At 39.9% G+C, this 18,235-nt stretch carries 29 protein-coding genes and 3 pseudogenes; 18 read left to right on the top strand and 14 right to left on the bottom strand.

Features of this window, described 5'->3' with window-relative positions; genetic code table 11:
* Positions 1–86: 86 nt before the first annotated feature.
* The 9 genes and pseudogenes from CYG50_RS07320 to csrA all read right to left on the bottom strand — a co-directional run.
* Positions 87–578 (bottom strand): annotated as a pseudogene (locus CYG50_RS07320) (site-specific integrase); the annotation flags it as partial.
* Positions 579–604: 26 nt separating this feature from the next.
* Positions 605–2,136, bottom strand: a protein-coding gene (locus tag CYG50_RS07325; RefSeq protein ID WP_374189495.1) for an IS3 family transposase whose coding sequence is annotated in 2 segments (ribosomal slippage) — positions 605–1,674 and positions 1,674–2,136 — 1,533 coding nt in all. Because the reading frame shifts where the segments join, the coding sequence is not laid out codon by codon here.
* Positions 2,137–2,207: 71 nt separating this feature from the next.
* Positions 2,208–2,897: pseudogene (locus tag CYG50_RS07330) on the bottom strand (Arm DNA-binding domain-containing protein); the annotation flags it as partial.
* A complete protein-coding gene (locus CYG50_RS07335; protein ID WP_102140681.1) occupies positions 2,861–3,073 on the bottom strand; it encodes an excisionase in 213 nt (70 codons plus the stop codon). The pseudogene CYG50_RS07330 and the gene CYG50_RS07335, both read right to left, overlap by 37 nt.
* A 79-nt stretch (positions 3,074–3,152) precedes the next feature.
* A complete protein-coding gene (locus tag CYG50_RS23440; protein WP_202981451.1) occupies positions 3,153–3,719 on the bottom strand; it encodes a hypothetical protein in 567 nt (188 codons plus the stop codon).
* 2 nt (positions 3,720–3,721) lie between these two features.
* A complete protein-coding gene (locus CYG50_RS07345) occupies positions 3,722–4,405 on the bottom strand; it encodes an ASCH domain-containing protein (protein WP_102140682.1) in 684 nt (227 codons plus the stop codon).
* Positions 4,406–4,417: 12 nt separating this feature from the next.
* Entirely contained in the window at positions 4,418–5,194 is a 777-nt protein-coding gene (locus tag CYG50_RS07350; protein WP_102140683.1) for a hypothetical protein, read from the bottom strand.
* A gap of 83 nt (positions 5,195–5,277) precedes the next feature.
* The gene (rdgC, locus tag CYG50_RS07355) at positions 5,278–6,180 is read right to left on the bottom strand and encodes a recombination-associated protein RdgC (RefSeq protein ID WP_102140684.1); all 903 of its coding nucleotides are present in this window, start codon (positions 6,178–6,180) and stop codon (positions 5,278–5,280) included.
* A gap of 150 nt (positions 6,181–6,330) precedes the next feature.
* Complete coding sequence (gene csrA / locus CYG50_RS07360; protein ID WP_102140685.1) at positions 6,331–6,522, bottom strand: carbon storage regulator CsrA; 192 nt, start codon at positions 6,520–6,522, stop codon at positions 6,331–6,333.
* A gap of 182 nt (positions 6,523–6,704) precedes the next feature.
* Here csrA and CYG50_RS07365 point away from each other — a divergent pair, with 182 nt between their 5' ends.
* Positions 6,705–6,875 carry a BssS family protein gene (locus CYG50_RS07365; RefSeq protein ID WP_238706854.1) on the top strand — a complete coding sequence of 57 codons (171 nt, stop codon included), beginning with the start codon at positions 6,705–6,707 and terminating at the stop codon, positions 6,873–6,875.
* Here the strand turns inward: CYG50_RS07365 and CYG50_RS23445 are convergent.
* The 3 genes from CYG50_RS23445 to CYG50_RS07375 form a co-directional block, all read right to left on the bottom strand.
* Entirely contained in the window at positions 6,799–7,095 is a 297-nt protein-coding gene (locus tag CYG50_RS23445) for a hypothetical protein (protein WP_168222819.1), read from the bottom strand. The two genes, CYG50_RS07365 and CYG50_RS23445, sit on opposite strands and share 77 nt — an antisense overlap.
* A 28-nt stretch (positions 7,096–7,123) precedes the next feature.
* Positions 7,124–7,333 carry a hypothetical protein gene (locus tag CYG50_RS07370; protein ID WP_102140687.1) on the bottom strand — a complete coding sequence of 70 codons (210 nt, stop codon included), beginning with the start codon at positions 7,331–7,333 and terminating at the stop codon, positions 7,124–7,126.
* Between the two features lie 155 nt (positions 7,334–7,488).
* Positions 7,489–8,136: a LexA family protein gene (locus CYG50_RS07375; protein WP_238706830.1), complete on the bottom strand. Its 648-nt coding sequence runs from the start codon at positions 8,134–8,136 to the stop codon at positions 7,489–7,491.
* 96 nt (positions 8,137–8,232) lie between these two features.
* Here CYG50_RS07375 and CYG50_RS07380 point away from each other — a divergent pair, with 96 nt between their 5' ends.
* The 13 genes and pseudogenes from CYG50_RS07380 (at position 8,233) to CYG50_RS07435 (ending at position 13,858) form a co-directional block, all read left to right on the top strand.
* Positions 8,233–8,427, top strand: a complete 195-nt coding sequence (locus tag CYG50_RS07380) for a Cro/CI family transcriptional regulator (RefSeq protein WP_102140689.1) — start codon at positions 8,233–8,235, stop codon at positions 8,425–8,427.
* Positions 8,428–8,464: 37 nt separating this feature from the next.
* On the top strand, positions 8,465–8,923 hold the full coding sequence (locus tag CYG50_RS07385; protein ID WP_102140690.1) for a YmfL family putative regulatory protein: 459 nt from the start codon (positions 8,465–8,467) through the stop codon (positions 8,921–8,923).
* A gap of 83 nt (positions 8,924–9,006) precedes the next feature.
* A complete protein-coding gene (locus tag CYG50_RS23450; protein WP_168222832.1) occupies positions 9,007–9,183 on the top strand; it encodes a hypothetical protein in 177 nt (58 codons plus the stop codon).
* A complete protein-coding gene (locus CYG50_RS07390; protein WP_102140692.1) occupies positions 9,149–9,352 on the top strand; it encodes a DUF4222 domain-containing protein in 204 nt (67 codons plus the stop codon). Before CYG50_RS23450 ends, CYG50_RS07390 begins: the two co-directional genes overlap by 35 nt.
* Before the next feature lie 8 nt (positions 9,353–9,360).
* Entirely contained in the window at positions 9,361–10,410 is a 1,050-nt protein-coding gene (locus CYG50_RS07395; protein ID WP_102140693.1) for a helix-turn-helix domain-containing protein, read from the top strand.
* The gene (locus CYG50_RS07400; RefSeq protein ID WP_238706831.1) at positions 10,407–10,655 is read left to right on the top strand and encodes a hypothetical protein; all 249 of its coding nucleotides are present in this window, start codon (positions 10,407–10,409) and stop codon (positions 10,653–10,655) included. The genes CYG50_RS07395 and CYG50_RS07400 overlap by 4 nt, the downstream gene beginning before the upstream one ends.
* A 47-nt stretch (positions 10,656–10,702) precedes the next feature.
* Positions 10,703–11,359, top strand: coding sequence for a phage N-6-adenine-methyltransferase (locus tag CYG50_RS07405; protein ID WP_102140706.1), 657 nt, complete (start codon positions 10,703–10,705; stop codon positions 11,357–11,359).
* 1 nt (position 11,360) lies between these two features.
* Positions 11,361–11,813, top strand: a complete 453-nt coding sequence (locus tag CYG50_RS07410) for a hypothetical protein (protein WP_102140694.1) — start codon at positions 11,361–11,363, stop codon at positions 11,811–11,813.
* Positions 11,810–11,992 carry a Lar family restriction alleviation protein gene (locus CYG50_RS23455; protein ID WP_102140695.1) on the top strand — a complete coding sequence of 61 codons (183 nt, stop codon included), beginning with the start codon at positions 11,810–11,812 and terminating at the stop codon, positions 11,990–11,992. The genes CYG50_RS07410 and CYG50_RS23455 overlap by 4 nt, the downstream gene beginning before the upstream one ends.
* Positions 11,985–12,368 carry a hypothetical protein gene (locus CYG50_RS07420; RefSeq protein WP_102140696.1) on the top strand — a complete coding sequence of 128 codons (384 nt, stop codon included), beginning with the start codon at positions 11,985–11,987 and terminating at the stop codon, positions 12,366–12,368. Before CYG50_RS23455 ends, CYG50_RS07420 begins: the two co-directional genes overlap by 8 nt.
* Positions 12,353–12,739: a RusA family crossover junction endodeoxyribonuclease gene (locus tag CYG50_RS07425; RefSeq protein ID WP_102140697.1), complete on the top strand. Its 387-nt coding sequence runs from the start codon at positions 12,353–12,355 to the stop codon at positions 12,737–12,739. The genes CYG50_RS07420 and CYG50_RS07425 overlap by 16 nt, the downstream gene beginning before the upstream one ends.
* A 188-nt stretch (positions 12,740–12,927) precedes the next feature.
* A pseudogene (locus tag CYG50_RS23695) lies at positions 12,928–13,275 on the top strand (DUF968 domain-containing protein); the annotation flags it as partial.
* A gap of 31 nt (positions 13,276–13,306) precedes the next feature.
* Positions 13,307–13,858 carry a DUF1133 family protein gene (locus CYG50_RS07435; RefSeq protein WP_102140699.1) on the top strand — a complete coding sequence of 184 codons (552 nt, stop codon included), beginning with the start codon at positions 13,307–13,309 and terminating at the stop codon, positions 13,856–13,858.
* Between the two features lie 108 nt (positions 13,859–13,966).
* Here the strand turns inward: CYG50_RS07435 and CYG50_RS07440 are convergent, their stop codons facing one another.
* Together CYG50_RS07440 and CYG50_RS07445 are read right to left on the bottom strand one after the other, a co-directional pair.
* Positions 13,967–14,884, bottom strand: a complete 918-nt coding sequence (locus CYG50_RS07440; RefSeq protein WP_102140700.1) for a hypothetical protein — start codon at positions 14,882–14,884, stop codon at positions 13,967–13,969.
* A gap of 99 nt (positions 14,885–14,983) precedes the next feature.
* Complete coding sequence (locus CYG50_RS07445; protein ID WP_102140701.1) at positions 14,984–15,403, bottom strand: hypothetical protein; 420 nt, start codon at positions 15,401–15,403, stop codon at positions 14,984–14,986.
* Between the two features lie 218 nt (positions 15,404–15,621).
* Between CYG50_RS07445 and CYG50_RS07450 the strand changes: the two genes are divergently transcribed.
* The 4 genes from CYG50_RS07450 to CYG50_RS07465 all read left to right on the top strand — a co-directional run bounded on the left by CYG50_RS07450 (position 15,622) and on the right by CYG50_RS07465 (position 17,934).
* Positions 15,622–15,846, top strand: a complete 225-nt coding sequence (locus CYG50_RS07450; protein ID WP_004911666.1) for a class II holin family protein — start codon at positions 15,622–15,624, stop codon at positions 15,844–15,846.
* Complete coding sequence (locus CYG50_RS07455; protein ID WP_102140702.1) at positions 15,827–16,393, top strand: lysozyme; 567 nt, start codon at positions 15,827–15,829, stop codon at positions 16,391–16,393. Before CYG50_RS07450 ends, CYG50_RS07455 begins: the two co-directional genes overlap by 20 nt.
* Positions 16,394–16,451: 58 nt before the next feature.
* Positions 16,452–16,946 carry a hypothetical protein gene (locus tag CYG50_RS07460; protein ID WP_102140703.1) on the top strand — a complete coding sequence of 165 codons (495 nt, stop codon included), beginning with the start codon at positions 16,452–16,454 and terminating at the stop codon, positions 16,944–16,946.
* Between the two features lie 712 nt (positions 16,947–17,658).
* Positions 17,659–17,934, top strand: coding sequence for a hypothetical protein (locus CYG50_RS07465; RefSeq protein WP_202981452.1), 276 nt, complete (start codon positions 17,659–17,661; stop codon positions 17,932–17,934).
* The last annotated feature ends 301 nt before the right edge of the window (positions 17,935–18,235 follow it).

Genomic DNA, 18,235 nt, shown 5'->3' on the forward strand with positions numbered 1-18,235 from the left:
TAACTTAACCTATTGTTATATAAATGATTATTAGATAAATATTACCCTGCGCATGATTTGCGGCTTAACCGTAGTCCTAGCAGTGGCTATTTAGTGTCTATTCTCTTTAAAATCGAGGTGTTGCCATCGTACTCTTTTAAGTATGCACCGTAGTGTCTAAATAGCATTTCAGGGCCTTTATGTCCCATCTGTGAAGCCAGCCAAAATAGGTTAACGCCGTTACTAATATGCTTGATCGCAAATGTGTGTCGGGTTTGGTACGGGTTTCTATATCGTACGCCAGCTTTCTTTAATGTCGGTACCCATGCTTTTTTTCGAATTGCATCCGCACCAGCCCATGCTTTATTTGTTTTTGGGTCTTCGAAAATGGTTTCATTTTTTAAAAAAGTAAATGGTTTTTGATTATTGATTGCGGCCATTGCATCTTCATTCAACTCTATGATCCGCGTTCCTGCTTTTGTTTTTGTACCTTTAATGACTCCAACAACACTAGCTGCTTGTACGTGAGCAGTCCTGCCTATGAAATCAATATCGCCCCAGCTAAGTGCGCATAACTCAGAACTACGTAGCCCGGCGTTTTTCAAGGTAGTTGTCGCCTGAGCTGTTAAGCAGCTTCTTTTTTGTTCTCTGGGTTTAATTTCACATCACCGATTTCCTCCCAGTTTCTAATACCCTTTGACCAGCGGTTAGGGTTCTTTTTTTGCGCTTTGGTATATAGCTCATGGCGTCTTGCCAATATCGCTTTATCTTCACCATTATGGCGTTGCGCTGGTGTCACGAATTTGATGCGACTATGCCTGTGCTCAGTGTTGTACCATTGAGCGAAGCCTTTCATCCAAGCTCTTGCATCTTCAAGGCTTTTAAAGCCTTCGCTTGGCCAGCGGTGACTGTATTTGACCGTGCGGAACAATGATTCTGAGTACGGATTATCATTGCTGACACCGGGGCGGCTACGAGAGCCAATGACACCCATATCAAGCATTTTGGCTTGCATCGTCAAACATTTCATCGGGCTACCGTTATCTGAATGCAATACCACGTCTTTTTTAACGCATTTCTCAGACCAGAGCGTGCGCTCAAGCAATTGGGCAGCATGTTCACCTGATTCACTGTCATGAACTTCCCACCCGACAACCTTACGGCTGAAGATGTCGATTATCATGTAGAGGTAGAAGAACCGACCAATGACCGTTGACGGGCAGTAACTAATATCCCAAGTCCACACTTGGTTTGGCGCTGTCGCTGTGTACCCCTTAGGTTTAGCTCGGCTACCTTTAGGTTTTGCTTTACCTCGATGGGCTAGCTGGTCATTGGCTTTCAACACACGATAAAAGCTCGATTCAGACGCGAGATATTGCCCGTTATCTGCCAGCATTGGCACTATCTGACTTGGCCCTAAATTGGCGTATTCTTCTTGGTTACAGGTAGCTAATATCGCTTGCTGCTCTTCCTCAGTGAGCTTGTTACTCGGTTCTGGCCTATCAGCTGTAGGTCTTTTGTCACCACTGATTTCACCGCTTTCCTGCCAGCGTTGTAATGTGCGTACAGACATACCAACTTCTTCACAGGCTTTCTCTTTTCTAGCACCTGAGCCGACTGCTTCATCAATCAGAGATGCGTAATGCTGCCTATCTGTGAGTGAGGTTAATTGTCCTCGTCTTCCCCCCAGTAGGCATTTAACTTTTTTCTGAGCACCAACAACGCTGCCGTTTCAGCAAGCGCAGCATCTTTGCGCTTTAACTCTCTTTCTAACTCTTTAATCCGCTTACGATCATCCTTTCGCTCTTGGGTTAATTGCTTACGTTGCTGGGCTTTAGTTTGATTGCCTGCAATGCAGCTTCGCTTCCATTCTTTAACTTGCTCAGGGTAAAGCCCTTTTTCACGGCAATACTCACTTAACTCAATTTCGCTCAATGCTGCTGTTTCTAAAACAATTGAGAACTTTTGCTCTGGTGACCAACCATCTGAACTATTGCTATCAGCCAAACTAGAACCTGCTTTTAAATACTTATCTCGCCATGAATACAAAGTAGATAAGTTGATACTTTCTAGCTTTGCGAATTGGCGTAATGATAAGCCACTTTCAACCAGCTTTCTAATGATGGCTTTCTTATGATCTTCAGGATAATGCTTCACTAATATCTAACTTACCGCTCCCTGTTATATTTTTATGAAAAACTGAGGCGACAACTATCCTGACACAGGGGGAGCCCGGTATTAATTGCAAACTGGAATAAATTTTTCCATTGCTCATACCTTACTGCATTATATATAGCGGTTACTTCCTCTGGCGTTAAAGGATCCACAATGTAGTCACTATCTGATGGACTATTTTTAGATTGATATCTCGATGCTGTCACCATATTTGCAGGATTGGATGTAATTAAACCATCGGTTACCGCTTCATCTAATGCGCTACGCAAAAAAGATAGCTGGTTCCTAATTGTTTTTAATGATGTCTTTTGTTTTTGGATCCATGTTTTTAATATGCCGGGCGTCAAATCTACCACTGATAAATCATGCAGTGTAGAAAGGGCACTTTTACATTTTTTATAGCCACCAATTGTGGAAGGGGATAAACCTCTGGTTTCACAAATATCTAAATATTCGTCCAGATATTCATTGATATTTCTACCTCTGTGTTTGTTGCCAAATACTTTTAATTTTGATGATTTAGGAAAATATTCAACATAAGAAAAAATACCTTTTTCAATTTTGTTATATATTTCGCCTAATAAACGTTCTGCATATTTTATATTTTTAGGGTTAACTTCAAGATTAGATAGGGGTTCTCTGCAATGAACCCCTTTAAACGTGAATGAAATATTAATTGTTTCCCCTGATTTATGTTTTCGGATCATTACTCCGCGAGGGAGGATTTGTTTTGTCTGGCCCATTTATTGACTTCCTTTATATCAATCCAGCGTTCTTTTACGCCTTCAATTTTCAATACGTGAACTCCCTCATGCCAGACTAGCCTTTGTAACCGTTTATTGATTGCTTCTGTTGTCTCGCCAAATAACTCGCAATACTTTGAAATTGGCAAGCATTCAACTGAAAGGCTTGTATTCATAATTATCTCCACATCTGCCGCATACAGATTTAAAAATTAAATATCTTTGTTAACTGATTTAAGTAAATGCTGGTGGATGCTATGCCTTATTCTGCTGTTCCATTTCAGTTTTAATCCATTCTTCAGCTTGTTCATTACACGCCAGTACATCAGGCATCATTAATTCAATATCAATCGATTCACTTGCTACGTGAGTTAGTAGGCCCATAAACTTAGCAAACTCTTTTGAATCGCAATCAATAAAATTAGCTCGATACGCACTAATTAAATGATTACGTGCAAATAGAACACCAAGCTTCATTTGTTCTTTGTTGAATAGTGGTTCTTTCCGTAGCTTTTCAATTTCAGGGCATAGTTGACGAATAAATTTTAGCGCCTCTTCATGGCTTACTGATTTTTCCATTTGCTGATTGAACCAGGAGTTCAAATCACCAGAATGAGCTTTCATGTCATTGCACATTTCAGGCTCAACCCATTGGTAAATGCTCTGAATCCATGAGCGAGCTTCTTTGACATTACCAATTGATAAATAGTGGTCGGCAATCATCAGAACCATGCTCCAGCGGTGAATATCCCAAGATAGTTTGAGTTCAGTTCCAGCATTACGCTGAAGTATTTCAATTTCTTCTGTAAGTTTGTTATTCATAATCACACTCGCTTAAATTCAATAACCCACACCCACGGATTATTATTCCATCCGTCAGTGCCGTTAATATTTTCCCAATCACGCCGAAATGCTCTTATTGGTTTTTCAAACCACCCAATTGAATTAGCAGCGTCAGATTGTGAATTATCAAAGCCTTCTGCCTTGGCGTCTTCTTCACTAATTGATTGCAAGCGCTCTACGCGAACATCATTAATTTCTAATGTAATGCGTGAAGCCCAACGAGGCATATTACTTGAGGGTCTCCAGCCTTGCCGAAAATTATCATCGCAATCGATATATTCAGGCGCATACCCACCATCAGCCTTATAAACACAGTTTTCTACTTTTTGGTATGGGGTCGGATCTTTAAATAGGTCGTAAGCTTTTTCGCTATCAACTAACGGACCTTGCCATGTTTCACGAACCCAAAGGCGATCGCCAACCTTACCGTAAGGACAGGTAAGAGGGTACGTCCTGTCATTCCAAGTGGCACCATCAGTGGAGCGCAGAACACAGCGACCATCTTTGACGCCTGCGTGATAATTTCCAGCCCTTAAACCGCTATAGTTCAAGTTAAGAGCCTTATCAATTGGTTTGAATTTAGCAATGCAGCGAGTTTGAGTTTTACGGCCATCAATGATGGCGCGTACCATTTCTGAGTTAAAAATAATTCCGCGCTCTTTCATGTCAGCCTCTCATTAATCCCAACCGTTGCTATAACAAATACCTTCTGGTGACTCATCCCACACCAAGAGACTCCCACCGTAATAAAGCGCTAAGACTAATTTGTCGAAACGGGAATATGCTTTAACTATTTTCTTACCTAAAATCTTGTCATTCACCTTGCCCGCAATTAATTCATACACATTGTTATCATCCTGCAGTAGAGGTTCGCTGTTGTAACCGCCTGTACGTTGAATACTTAAATGGAAACTATAATCACAGCTATATGCGCTAACTGAATTAGACGAATATCTTGATGTTGACCTTTCTTCTGGATGTATGCCGACTTGAATAAACCCATCATGCTCATCATTAATAAAGACTTGCGGTGACTCCCATTGGTTTTCCATTGCTGATTCACTATTATCTTCAATAAAAGCTTCCCACAAATCAGAGGCTTTAATGTATTTAGGGCACTCATCGTCACTTGTGAAATCTTTTACTAAAGCGATAACTTTTTCTTGTAAATCAGCTTCAATACCTGAATTCTCCCAAGAGTTACGCATTTTTTCAGCAACCAGTGTGTTGTATTTTTTCAAATCAACCACATCCTCTATATTCGCTGGTAATGCATCCTCCATTGCATTTTTAAATGCCTTACCAAAATCGCTATAGGAACGAAAGGCGTCATCAACAACACTGGTAAATAATTTAGTGATGCCTTTATCAATAATTTCTACGGCCTGCTCGCTATTAGCAAATTCAACGCAACGCTGAATTAATAACTCACTTAACGTTAGCTCTTTCGACATAATTAATACTCCACACAAAATTTAGATAACAAGATCCCGTTTCTCAATAAAGAGAATTAAATTCCTTGGTGTTGGCTAAATAGTTATTCTGTTTTTTCTTTATATTTTAATAATTCGATTAATAGCTCGATGGTATTAACCATGTGAAACATAAATACAGCGTTTGTGTGTCGATAACGAAAAGCTTTATCCCCGTCACAGTCGATTTCTATTAATGGTTTGATATTTTTAAAATCAAAATCATCTGTAAGCTTAAAGCTAATATCAAAGGTACTTAATTCAATTAAACAAACTTTAAAATGACTATCAATTGAATCTTTAACTTGCTCTCGGATTAAATTAAGTTCAGCATCATATTTTAGGGTTTCGAGTTTTTTATCAAGCTTACGTTGAAGCAAAAGAAAATTACCAGGATAAAGGTCATGACCGAAGCATTCTGCTGGTGGTTCATTATCAATGTGGTTAGATAACCGTGTTGTAATTCCATTTTTTGCATCATCAATGTGAAAAGTTTCAGTTTTTACAGTGCCACAAGCTTTCACTAAACTGCCTAATAGCGCTTGATGATCTGGCTTTCGCGTTGTGGATACAAACAGGAAACCCTTTTTAACATGATAAAGAGCAGTGATGATTTTTGTTTTAGTTAAAGCGACCTTTAGCATTTCTTCTACTGCAATGTGTTTTAGCTCAGCTTCAAGAAAATCATCGATACCTTGTTCTTTCAATTTCTCAATGCGTCTATTAACCTCAAATGCGATAGCCGCTTTTGGGAGTATCTTTTCATCAATACGAAAAGTAATAATATAGCCACCTTCAATTGGTGTAACTAATTCACCAGTGATTTTATTAGGAATGAATCCGTAGCTAATAGAATGTGATTCTAAAATATCAACAAAGGGTAATTCTTTTAAATGTTCTTCTAAAGCTTCGGCGCTGGGTAATTCAGCTTTAAAAATAACACAGCTAGTAATTGGAAAACGTTTCATCTGTTAATCTCCGCATAATTATTAACGCTCCACACAATAAATAAGACCACTGACAAATAATGAATATATTTACCTAGTATGAACACTGAATATCAGTGGCCTTATGTATTATGAAAAAGGGCGGCACAACACCGCCAAAAACTACAAGGGTCATTTATTACTAGCAGTGGCGTTTTTAATTTCCTCTTGAACTAAGTTATAGATTTCTTCGCGACAAATTCCGATATTCTTTGGCGCTTCGATACCGATCCGCACTTGGGTACCTTTAACACCGAGAATAACAATTCTTATATCTTTATTGATAATTAAAGCTTCAGATGGATTTCTTGTAAGAACAAGCATGCTAAGCACTCCACACAGTTTATAAGGTTGCCTGAACTAACTTATCCACATCAGGCGGCTGTGGTATTATTGTTATTCCGCAATAACAATAAGGATTAAAAATGTCTAAGAAAGATGATATCCCTGTATTTCCTATATCTGGCTACCAAATCGGACCCTTGAGAGGATATGACGCTTTAGTTATGAAACTACAGTATCTATCTTCGCCAATGCAGTCCTTAGACCAGGCTCAAGAAACTAATTTCTTCGCATTAAGTCCTGATGTTGTTAGGGGGATCATTTCTGACCTCCAAAAACATCTTGAGACCCTTGAAAAGTCCGAGATTCAATCGCCTCAAGGGAAGAAGCATTAACTGTTGGGAATGCACTGTAGCCATGTTGGATAGTTTTCCCGAACGCATTAGCCTCTAGTTCTAGCGAATTTCTATCCAGCATTAAGACTTCAGTGGTTTTTGCGATAAATGACAAGTAATCCGCAGCTACCGAGCCATCCGTTCTCAAATAACAAACCGTGGCGCCATTGATTTTCAACTCAATAATATTTCCTGTTGTTTTATTTGCTTTATTCGACATAGCTAGAACTCCACACAATTGAATTTAGTTAAGCATTAATAATGACTTGGCAGCGTTCAGACTGGTCGAAAATATCTTCATCGAGCTTTTCCAGTTGGCGCTGTAAGTCGGCTTGCTTAGCTTTAAGTGCCGCCAGCTTTTGAAGTTCAGCGGCTTTTTCCATAATCCATGCCGCAGCATCTTCTTGCGACATAGCTACGCTAAAAGTAACGATTGGTTCATTTGAATTGGTTTGCATGAGTTTCTCTCCATTGCTTTGATGTATTCAATGTAGGATATCCGACATTGGCATGTCAAGCTAAAATGTAGGGAAACTTACATTTATTTTTTTGAGGGGTTAGTAATGAGGGCTAATACAAGGAACTACCAATGGGGGGTTGGTAGCAATGAAAATTAAAAATCAATTAAAACTTGCTTGACGACACCTACAATCCTGCAGTTCTCATCGAAGTCTATTGTCTTATAGAAAGGGTTTAAAGGGATAAGGTACCTGTTCGGCCAGTCTTCTACGAATTTTTTTAATGTTGCTTCTGTTCCGCCATGAATATAAGCAACAACAATTTTCCCATTTATAGATGAAAAGCGTGTCAAATCAGGTTCAACGATAACTATTGAGCCGTCTGGGATGGAAGCATCCTTAACAATTGTAGTCATTGAAGAGCCATTTACACGCAAAGCGAAAGCATCACTAGAGAGGCTGAGGGTGGTTGTTATATATTCGTTAACATCATCAAGGCAAACCCCTGAATCAGTTTCAGTCCAAGTTCCAGCTTGAACCCAAGACAACACAGGCAACTCACGAACAGACACCGACAAGCCTCTTGTGTATGGGGCATCGCAACTTCCAGTTCCTTCAACTAACCAGATAGGGTTGCACTTTAGTGCTTCCGCTAGTGCCTGAAGGTTGGCTCCGTTCGGTTGGTAATCATCTTTCTCCCATCCAGTAACGGTGACACGATTCACACCAGCGATTTTAGCTAGTGCTTCTTGGGTTAATTTTAGCTCTTTTCGCCTTTCGCGAATTCTATCTCCCATGCTCATGTAGGATAGCCTACCACTTATCATTGTAAGTTTCTTGACATTGTAATGTTGGATATCCTACATTATGGATTAGACAGTACATTATGAGGCCTCAAAATGAAAAAAAGTGATGTTATCTCTTACTTCGGTGGTTCATGCAATACAGCTAAAGCTTTAGGAATTAAACATCCATCCGTAAGTGGGTGGGGCGAAATAATTCCTCAAGGTCGAGCTTATCAAATTGAAAAAATCACAAAAGGAAAATTGAAATTCAATCCTCAGCTTTACCAAAACGATACCAAAACCAACTAACTGAGTTAACTACCAACAAAACAACGGAATTGTAGATATGTGCAAACAAACATTAAAAGAAGTCGTGAAAGAAATGTGTAAAGCATTCCCTGGTGGTCGTTCAGCAATGGCGGGTGCGTTGGGTATTTCTGAAACTACTTTCAATAACAAGCTGTATGAGAAAAACGGCTGTCGTTTCTTTGAAAATGATGAGCTTGAAGCGATTGAGGAATTATCAGGTACCAAAGCGCTGGTGGCTTATCACATGGAACGTCACGGAATTACACCGGTAGTAAAAATTGAAGCTGAGAGCTTAGATACGGTTGAGTTATTTGATATTCAAATGCGCCTTGGTGCAATGCAAGGGGCTTTAAGCGTTTTAATCAAAGACAGTATTTCTGATGGCGTTCTAACACCAGATGAAACAAAGGCTATCTACAGAAAGATGGAAAAAGTCTTTGCTTATGCGCTTGGGTTTGTTGGTTCTTTGGAAAGTGTTTATGGGATTAAACCATGATGAGCATAGCTAGAAAGGTTGACGCCCCAGATATGCGGTCCGAGGCGTCGGGTGCTAATAACAACTTGTGTGGAGTAACTAGCATGAGCAGTTTAACGAATTTACGGGGTAGAACGCAAGTACGCGCATCTATCCGCGACGGTCGTTTTGTCTATGAACTAAAGGTACCAGAAGGGCGGCAAGAGACCAACTACAAGTTTGTTGAGTGGTTGGTAGATGATTTTAATGCAACTTTTGGGAGAGGGAATCGTGTCCAATGAAAAACATAAGAACCTCAATCGTTACTTTAGAGATAAGCGGGGACGCGTCGTCCATGTTGTTGAGTGGGACAAACCAAGGCAACGGGTTGTTTTCATGCTTGATGACTATGAGCACCCCTGTTTTGAGCCCCTCGAACAATTCAAGAAATATTATACAGAAGTTAAATAGGTAACAGCATGAGCGTAAAACTATCAAGTTATGTATGGGATGGCTGCGCAAGTGCAGGTTTAAAGATAACCTCTGTTGCGATAATGGCCCGTCTCGCTGACTTTTCAAATGATGATGGTGTTTGTTGGCCATCGGTACCGACAATTGCCCGGCAAATAGGTGCGGGTGAAAGCACGGTACGTACCGCTATTAAAAACTTAGAAAAAGCCGGTTGGTTATCAAGCGAAAAGCGTCGTAAAGGTAACCGCAATGCGAGCAATATCTATCAATTAAATGTTGATAAATTAGCTTCAGCGGCAATGGCTGCACTTTCTCAACCGCCAGTTTCTGACACGTCAAATCCTGACGCATCAAATTCTGTTGCATCAAAATCTGTCCCGTCAGAATCAAGCAAAAATAATCGTTTTGACCCGCCAGAATCTGGGGGCGATCCGTCAGTAACTTCAAAACATGATCCATCAGTAACTAACTCTTCGTCGCAGAATTCTAGCGAATCCAGCGACCAGTCAAAAATTGATTTTTTAAATCGTTACCCAGAGGCGGTGATTTACAGCACTAACTTTCAAAAATGGGGCTCAGCCAATGACCTCAAATGTGCGGAATGGTTATTTGAGCGCAAGTGCGAGGTATTCAAAGACTTAGGGCTCAAAGCTCCTAAGGAGCCTAATTTTACTGATTGGGCAAACGAAGTTCGCTTAATGGTTAGCGTTGATGGGCATAGTCACAAAGAAATTTGCCAATTCTACAAACGCGTTGTTCAAGATGATTTTTGGAAGAAAAACGTTCAGTGCCCAAGAACACTACGCAACCAGTGGGATGACCTCACATTGCGCCTTGCTGGTGAGCAAAAAGTTAAGGTCGATGCTGTTGAGCGTGATAACGCATTCACAAGAATCATTGGTTCCCGTTCAAAACCTCAAAATCGTATTGAGGAAATTGCAAGTGAACTGGCTGGGAAATCAGGCGTTCGTCGCATGACTGATTTTGTAGGCCGTAAGGCATGGGTAGGTATTTGGCAGCAAGCAGCAGAGCTAGCAGCGAGAGAGGTGACAGCATGATGCGTAGTGAAACTAAAACAATCTATGGTGTTGACGTGCTAGGCATGATTGCCATGTTCAAACAGTTACGTAAATGGCGCGCGATTAGCAAGCTTCGCAACAGATGGAATCAATCCCGTCGTGATTTAGTGACTTGCAGGAAGTTTCGCCACTTAAACCATCATGCTGACCATTTTCAAGTTCAGCAGCGTTATAAGCATATGCGTGAGTATGTTAAATCCCACCAGCAGCGAGGTGCTATCTGATGAAGCTAACATACGGATCAGTGTGCCCTAACATTAAAGCGGAAAGCATGGCTCAAATAGCACCGCAAAGCGATTACGTTAAAAAGCTCAATACTCTGAAGTTGCAGCCAACTCACGAACTTAAAGAGATTAAGGATCAGTGGCAATCACCCGAAAACCTTGTATGTGGCATTAATTCAATCTATGGACCATTTACCCTAGACCTATTCACTGACGGTGAAAATAGTAAGGCACCTCATTTCTATACCGCGGAAGATAACGCTCTCACTCAAGATTGGTCAGCGAAGTTAAAAGAAATTGGCGGTGTTGCCTTTGGTAATCCTCCGTACTCACGTAGCTCATATCATGGAAAGCAAGCAATAACAGGTGTTCGTCACATTATGTCCCATGCTTCAGCGATGCGGGAACTTGGTGGTCGATATGTCTTTTTATTGAAAGCAGCAACGAGTGAGGTGTGGTGGCCAGAAAATGCAGATCACATCTGTTTTATCCGTGGGCGTATTGGTTTTGACGTTCCGAAGTGGTTTATCCCCGCTGATGAAAAACAAAAACCAACCGGTGCATTCTTTGCCGGGGCAATTGTTGTTTTCGATAAAACATGGAATGGAAAAGCATTTGATTACATTAGCCGTGAAGAATTAGAACAGCGCGGTAAGGCATTTATAGAGCAAGCACAGTGGTTAGCGAAGAGGGTGGCTGCATAAAATGATAACTGAATACCAATACACGCAAGGAATTGAAGTTATTAGGATTGGACGCGAGTTTGAGACAATAAATGCCCCGATCCTAAAAGATATTGCTAGTTATTCACCATCTGCTGCGCACCGAACTTTTGAAATGTTAGAAAAAATTGGCTGCATAAAATATGTCGGTAATTTCGCTGCTGGGAAAACTAAGCAGAGGTCAAAGCAATACAGCATTGATCCTCACGCAATTACAAAGTTAAAAGCAGTATGGGAAACAAAGCTAAAAAAGAGCGGGGCAGTAAAGCCAGTCAGTAAGCCAATAGTCTCTGTAGCTGAAGTTAAATCAGAAGAGACTTTTAATGGAAATGATTTTGAGTGTGGGATCAGGGTTGTTGAAAAAGCCTATATCGGGGACATGGGGAGCGAGACGCTTAAGAAATTAGATAGACTTTTGGTGGAGGTTAGGGCGTGAAAAACAAAATGCCAGAAATTCACCAATGCAAATGCGGTAGTGAAGATCTCCACATTCAGACTCTTGAATACCGTACTTGGTTTTATGTTTATTGTCATAGCTGTGGGGCGAAAGGCCCTGCAGTAAATGATAAGCCATCAGCAATAGCAATTTGGAATAAGGTGGTAACAAATGGCTAGCAATAAATGCATGTTCTGTGGTGGCAATGCTGATTTGCTTTGTGATGGCGTTATTTGCTACATCGGTGAGCGAAATGATAGTGGCGTATTATCCCGATTCTCATCGGCTTACACTTGCGATGCTCCTATGTGTGCAAGTTGTTCCACTTTTCATGGAAATCTTCACTGGCGCAAGGGTCGCTCTGGTGGTTGTGAATCAATTGATTATTGTCCTATTTGCGAAAGTCAGGAAGTAGGCTTTGGTCGCCATTATATATTTGATGACATTGGGCAGGTTAAAATTTATCGCCAAGCTCACTATGCCAAGTTCAATTCAGCTAAAGGTAATCATTTATCTGTTATCCGTGGTGGAGGTCAAATATGTCTGGATATTTAAGTCTAGTCCTGCCTTTTCCACCAAGTGTTAATGCTTGCTGGCGGAACATCAACGGTAAAACGTTAATCAGCGCAAAAGGGCGTGCGTTCCGGGCTAGTGCAATAGCTGCTATTTATACCCAATTAAGACCAAGGCCTAGGGTAATTACTGAAAATGTATCCGTCATTGTGAAGATGTTCCCACCCACTTATCACAGAAGGGATATTGATAACTATCTAAAAGCACCATTTGACGCCATCACCCATGCCAATATTTGGAAAGACGATGAGCAAGTTAAGCATGTTGATATCACTTGGTGTGAGGTAGTTAAAGGTGGTCGATTTGAAATTGAGATAAGGCCTCTCAATGCAGAAGTGGAGAAAATATCATGAGTCATCAATGGATATTAACCCCAATATTAATCCCTGAACTTAGCGCGGTGATATTTAGACCAGGTGCACATTTAAATACATTCAATGGAAGAATGTTGCTCATGACTTTGCCTGATGAACTGAAACATAAACCGTCAGGCCTTATTTCCCTTTCTGACCGCTACCTCAGCGACGCGCTGAATGAGATTGAGATGTTAAAGCCAGTGCTAAGACTTTCTGTAGATCCTGAACCACCAGCAAGTTTTATGAAGAAACCTAAATTACAGCGCTGGACTAATGATAAATATCTGCAGTGGGTTAAATCACAGCCATGTTGCGTATGCGGTGCTACATCGGACGATGCACATCACCTAATCGGTCATGGTCAGGGCGGTATTGGCACTAAAGCCCATGACTTGTTCACTATTCCATTATGTCGCATTCACCACAGCGAATTGCATAAGGATCCAAACGGATGGGAAAGGGAGCATGGTAGCCAATTAATTTTTTTAATTCGATTCCTAGACCGTTCAGCGGCACTGGGTGTTTTCGGTTAACGTAGGGTGCGGCCTACTAAAGAGGTATTAAGTGATTTATCCATTAACGACAGGTAAAGGCGAAGAGCATTTAAAATTACGTACACTGGAAAGCGTGTGGATCCGTGGGCGTTTAAAAATGTGGGGAAGATGGGCGGCATTCAGTAAGGTACCAGATGCAGCGGGTATGTTTAACCAGTTATTAGAAGAGCCAACAATTACCAAAAAAGCCTTAAAAGATGCAATGAAGAGAATGCGCACATCAGGGCTATCTAAAGAAACGTTATTAATGTTCTTGGAAGAATTTAAGGATAAAAAGGCACTCAGTAGTATGTGGTTCTGTTCGGATGCTGAAGGCGGCAAAATGGACAAGGTCATTTGTGAGGTTATGAAAGCTGATGCTGGTTTATTGAATATCCTAAAAGAGCATTATGTTTATAAAAAATCCAAGTATAAAATCGCGCAGGAGCTTTGTGAGCAAGATGGCCGTTATTGTTTGCGTACATATCAGGATAGGGTTAAGGCGTGGATTAGTGTTGCTGAGTTTATGCTATATCGTCCGATGTGTGATGAATTCGACCGTAAGTATCATTACGGCGAATAAAGCTTGACTAATCTGCCGATAAAGTTATAGTTTTTGTATATGCTGCGCGAAGCTGTACACGCAAGGCAGTAAACGAATTTAAAGCCTCGCAATAGCGGGGCTTTTTTATTAAATTGAATTAAGGAAAGATAAGTAAGAATCTCTGTCTTCTGAGCTGACATTTTCCATTTTCTTAAGCTTTTCATTAATTAAATTAAGATTTTTTCTTTGTAGGAATTGCTTTGAATCCTTAAATAACTGAGATAGTTCATCTATTCTAGTCTTAATGGTACTAGTTCGTATTGATACTTCTAAAAGTAAAGGGCTAGCAGCCTCATTAATTTCAATGGCATCTAGCAACTTAAGATCTTCATAAATAGAAGTGTATCGATTTTTTAGGTTATTTTCTGGCAATAGGACATGAATATATTGCATTTTCCCCACAGAAACCGAATCAAAAGCCTCTCCGCTTTCTCTAAACTTTTTATTGAACTCAAAAAGTAATGACTTCAGTTTTTTATCTATGTTTGTAGTGTCATAGGCAATATCTGGATTTTGGTTCTTAGCAATATTTCTGAATTCATTGGCGGCGGTTCTTCCAACATACTGAGAATTACATAAACGCTCTATATTCATTGTTGACCATAAAATATCACGGCCTTTAAATTTAAGAGCTTCGAGGGATTCTCGCCAAGTTGGCAGGTTAAGCTTGCCTTGGGATATAATTGATTTCCGTTCTTCATGCTCCCTGAACTTATCAAAGTCAGAGGCTAGCCCTTCAAATTCAACCCCAAATATATTTTTGCCACAACTGTTACCAATAATGGTCTCGATATTTTCAGTTGTGACAACAATATATCCTTTATTGTGAGGTTGATTGCAGGTGGATAGGGAACAATGTACTTTTTCTTTAACCTCATAATATCCTATGATTTTTTCTAGTTGATGCTCTCCTTTGGGAATTTTACTCATAAATGATGGTTTCGAAATGATATCGTCCCATTTATCTAGTTTAATCGGTCCATTTTCAGTATTTAGAAATATCATTAACTCACCTTTTGCCGAATACAAAGATTGATAACGCTCACATTATAACCACACTTCACGTTATAAGTAATGTTATGAAAGCCAAGTTATTTGTGACGGTTAGCTAAAATATATGGACATTGCAGAGTACGATTTGAATATGCCAAGGATAAGGAATACAGCTGAAGAAAGTCCGAACAAACACATACATATGAGCAATGTCACTGATATTTTTATGTTTGAAATAAAGCCTTGCAATATATTGTTAATGTAAGCAAATGCAGTTGTTACTATTGCCAATGTTAGACCTACGCAAAAATACAACATGGAGTCGGCAAAAATCATAAGTATTTCACTCGGGATGCTTTTATTCCAAACATTACCGAAAAGCGCAAGTAAGGCTATAACAGCACCGCCGTTAGATAAAAATAACATTTTTACCACTTGCAAGCCTGATTCATATCCAATTCTATAAACTTCAACTGCTAGCTCATTTGATATATGAGCGTTATTTTTTTCAATGCCTTGTTCATTTTTCATGAAAACACCTATTTAAGAAAGTGATGATCATGACTAGCTTCTCATATTCATTATTTTTTATCTAAGCAAAGTATTAACTTCTATAGCTAATACTTACTCGTTAGCCACATTGATGGTTTTTATTGTCTAAATATCAACTGAATTCATTAACCTCCACTGGCTTTTATTGCTGGTGGTTTTCTATTAACTAATTTCGGGCACTCCGTAGGGGGTGGTATATGCGTATGGACAAATTAACAACTGGCGCCTCCTATGCTGCCTCTACGGGTTCAACATTCTATTGGCTAAAACAATTATTAGATGGTTTCTCATCTGAGCAGTGGGCAGCGATTGGGGTGTTGGGAAGCCTACTTTTAGGTGTAGCTACATTTTTAACAAATTTATATTTCAAACGAAAAGAAGATAAGCGCAAAGAGGCGGCTCATGCCAAAGATACCAAATAAAATCAAAAAAGCTGCCGCTGGTGGCTTAATTGCATTGACTGTAAGCATGATTGCTTATTTTGAAGGCATGGAAACTAAACCTTATAAAGATGTTGTGAATGTCACTACAGTTTGTTTTGGGCATACGGGCGCTGACATTATCCCCACAAAAACCTATACAGAATCAGAATGTTTAGCTTTGCTTGAAAAAGACCTCAGCATAGTCAGAAAGGGTGTAGACACTCTAATCAAAGTCGATATTGACGATAACACCCGAGCCGCTATTTACTCCTTTGCTTACAACGTGGGCACAGGTGCTTTTGCGCGTTCTACGATGCTAAAGAAACTGAATGCAGGTGATATCGCTGGTGCTTGCAATGAATTAAAACGCTGGACTTATGCAGGGGGTAAAGAGTGGAAAGGCCTAATAACACGCAGAGAGATAGAAAATGCAGTATGCCTTGGAAAGTTCGACTCGGCTTACTTTTATTCTTTATCGGATTCCCCATCTACTTGGCAACTGGCGTATATGTACTCAGAGACGATACCTGTGGTGTTGACAAGGTAAGCTTAGAAAAGCGTTGCCAAAAAGCCCTAGATCACTACCGAGGCAAGCAGGTGAATTTATGAAAATCGATAATTCATTCTGGTTATTTCTTATGGTTGTCGGGCTAGGCTTCTGGGCTGTTACTGAATATGAAAATAATTCACTGCTGAAAGATGACAATTTTAAGAAAAGCAAAATCATTGCTACACAATCGCTTCAATTCAATCGGTTTAATCAAATGGCTACTACAGCTTATCGCCATGGCATTCAGACTGAAGCCAAATCACAGGAGAAAGTCATTGAATATCGAGAAATACTCAAAAAAGAGCTTACTTGTGATTTGCCTGTGCCTCAGCCTATTGCTGATGGGTTGCTCAAGTATACCTACGAATTACGGTCAATGTACGCCGATCCCCAAAACACTAACCGAGCCAGTGTTAGTACCACTACCACCAACACATTAACTTATTGCCAAGCGGTGCTATGGATTGAACCTTTGTTATCAGCGTTAGATAAGGCCAATGGGCAATTAATGAGCATTGGAGATATTGAAGAAGATAGAAGTAATAAATAATAAGTGACTCATATCAATAATAATAATGGCGAGTCGTAACTCGCCTTTGTATTTACTTAACTAATTCAATATCAATAATACGAATTGCTGACATTCCTGATTTGAAATATTTAAGTGAATCCTTAAGGGCTAATTCGTTCTGCGCTTTAACATCATTAACGTCGATGTTATTTACAAAGAACTCATACGTATTTGAACCATCATTAGTCTTTAAATCGTAAGTTATTTTATACATAAAAATTACCTAAATAATATTTATAGTGAGAGGGTAATTATAGTGAAATTAAATATATACGCCATGAAGATATCATTTTGTTTCGGGATATATTCTCTTGAGGTAATTACATGAAGCTTGAGCCAAGAGCAGTGAGGTTGATAACAACTATTATAGAATATCAATGTGATGATTGTAAGCAAGGTGCAATGGTTAGAGATAAAGGGTGCAATACCATTCAACTAACTGACCCGCCGAGATTTAAACACATTTGTACTCAGTGTAGCAAAGCTGATTAGCTTTCCGATGAATACCCGCTATTTAAGAATGCCTACGCTTTAGATGGTGAGGCACCCGCCAGCGATACTGAAAGAATTACAAACATTGAGCAGACTATATCTGGCATGGGAGCCAAAATAGAGCGAATGATGAAGGAGATTTGTTCAATTAAATCAGGGTGGTCATTATGAATGATGCAGGTTGAAAGGAGGGTTTATTATGCCACTACCAATGTATAGAAACCACGAAATAGGCCTGACTGGGCGACTTAAATTTAGACGTCAGAGTATTACAGGACTGCCAGTATTGCAGGTTGAGATTAATGTAAAGCGCCCACGATTCCCTTTATCCATGCAAGATAAAGATACAAAGACCACAACTAGCTGGCGCGATGCCACATTTGAAGAAGCTATAAGAATACAAATTAACTTAGAGCGCAACACTAAACAAAGTGAGCATTACATCGCCGGTGAAAAATTACCACGAATGAAATAGCAAATGGAGGAAGCCATGGGCAGCGAAGGCTTTAAGAACCCCAACCAATTCAGAGAACAACTGGACAAGCAACTAAATAATGGGGATATAAATGTTAAAGGATATCAACCCAAGCGGTCTAGCAATTTCAAGCCACTCTCACCACCAAAGAAACCTTAAACTCATTAGATTGATTAATTTTACGTATAATTCAAAAGGTACTCCTGAGGGGGGACCCTTACCACGAGGCGGCGACCACGCGGAAAACGGCTCATTTTCAATTTTTCATGCTGTCAGCAGCAGGTGGGCTAACCTTTTGATT

It is taken from the genome of Providencia huaxiensis (assembly GCF_002843235.3).
Lineage (GTDB): Bacteria > Pseudomonadota > Gammaproteobacteria > Enterobacterales > Enterobacteriaceae > Providencia > Providencia huaxiensis.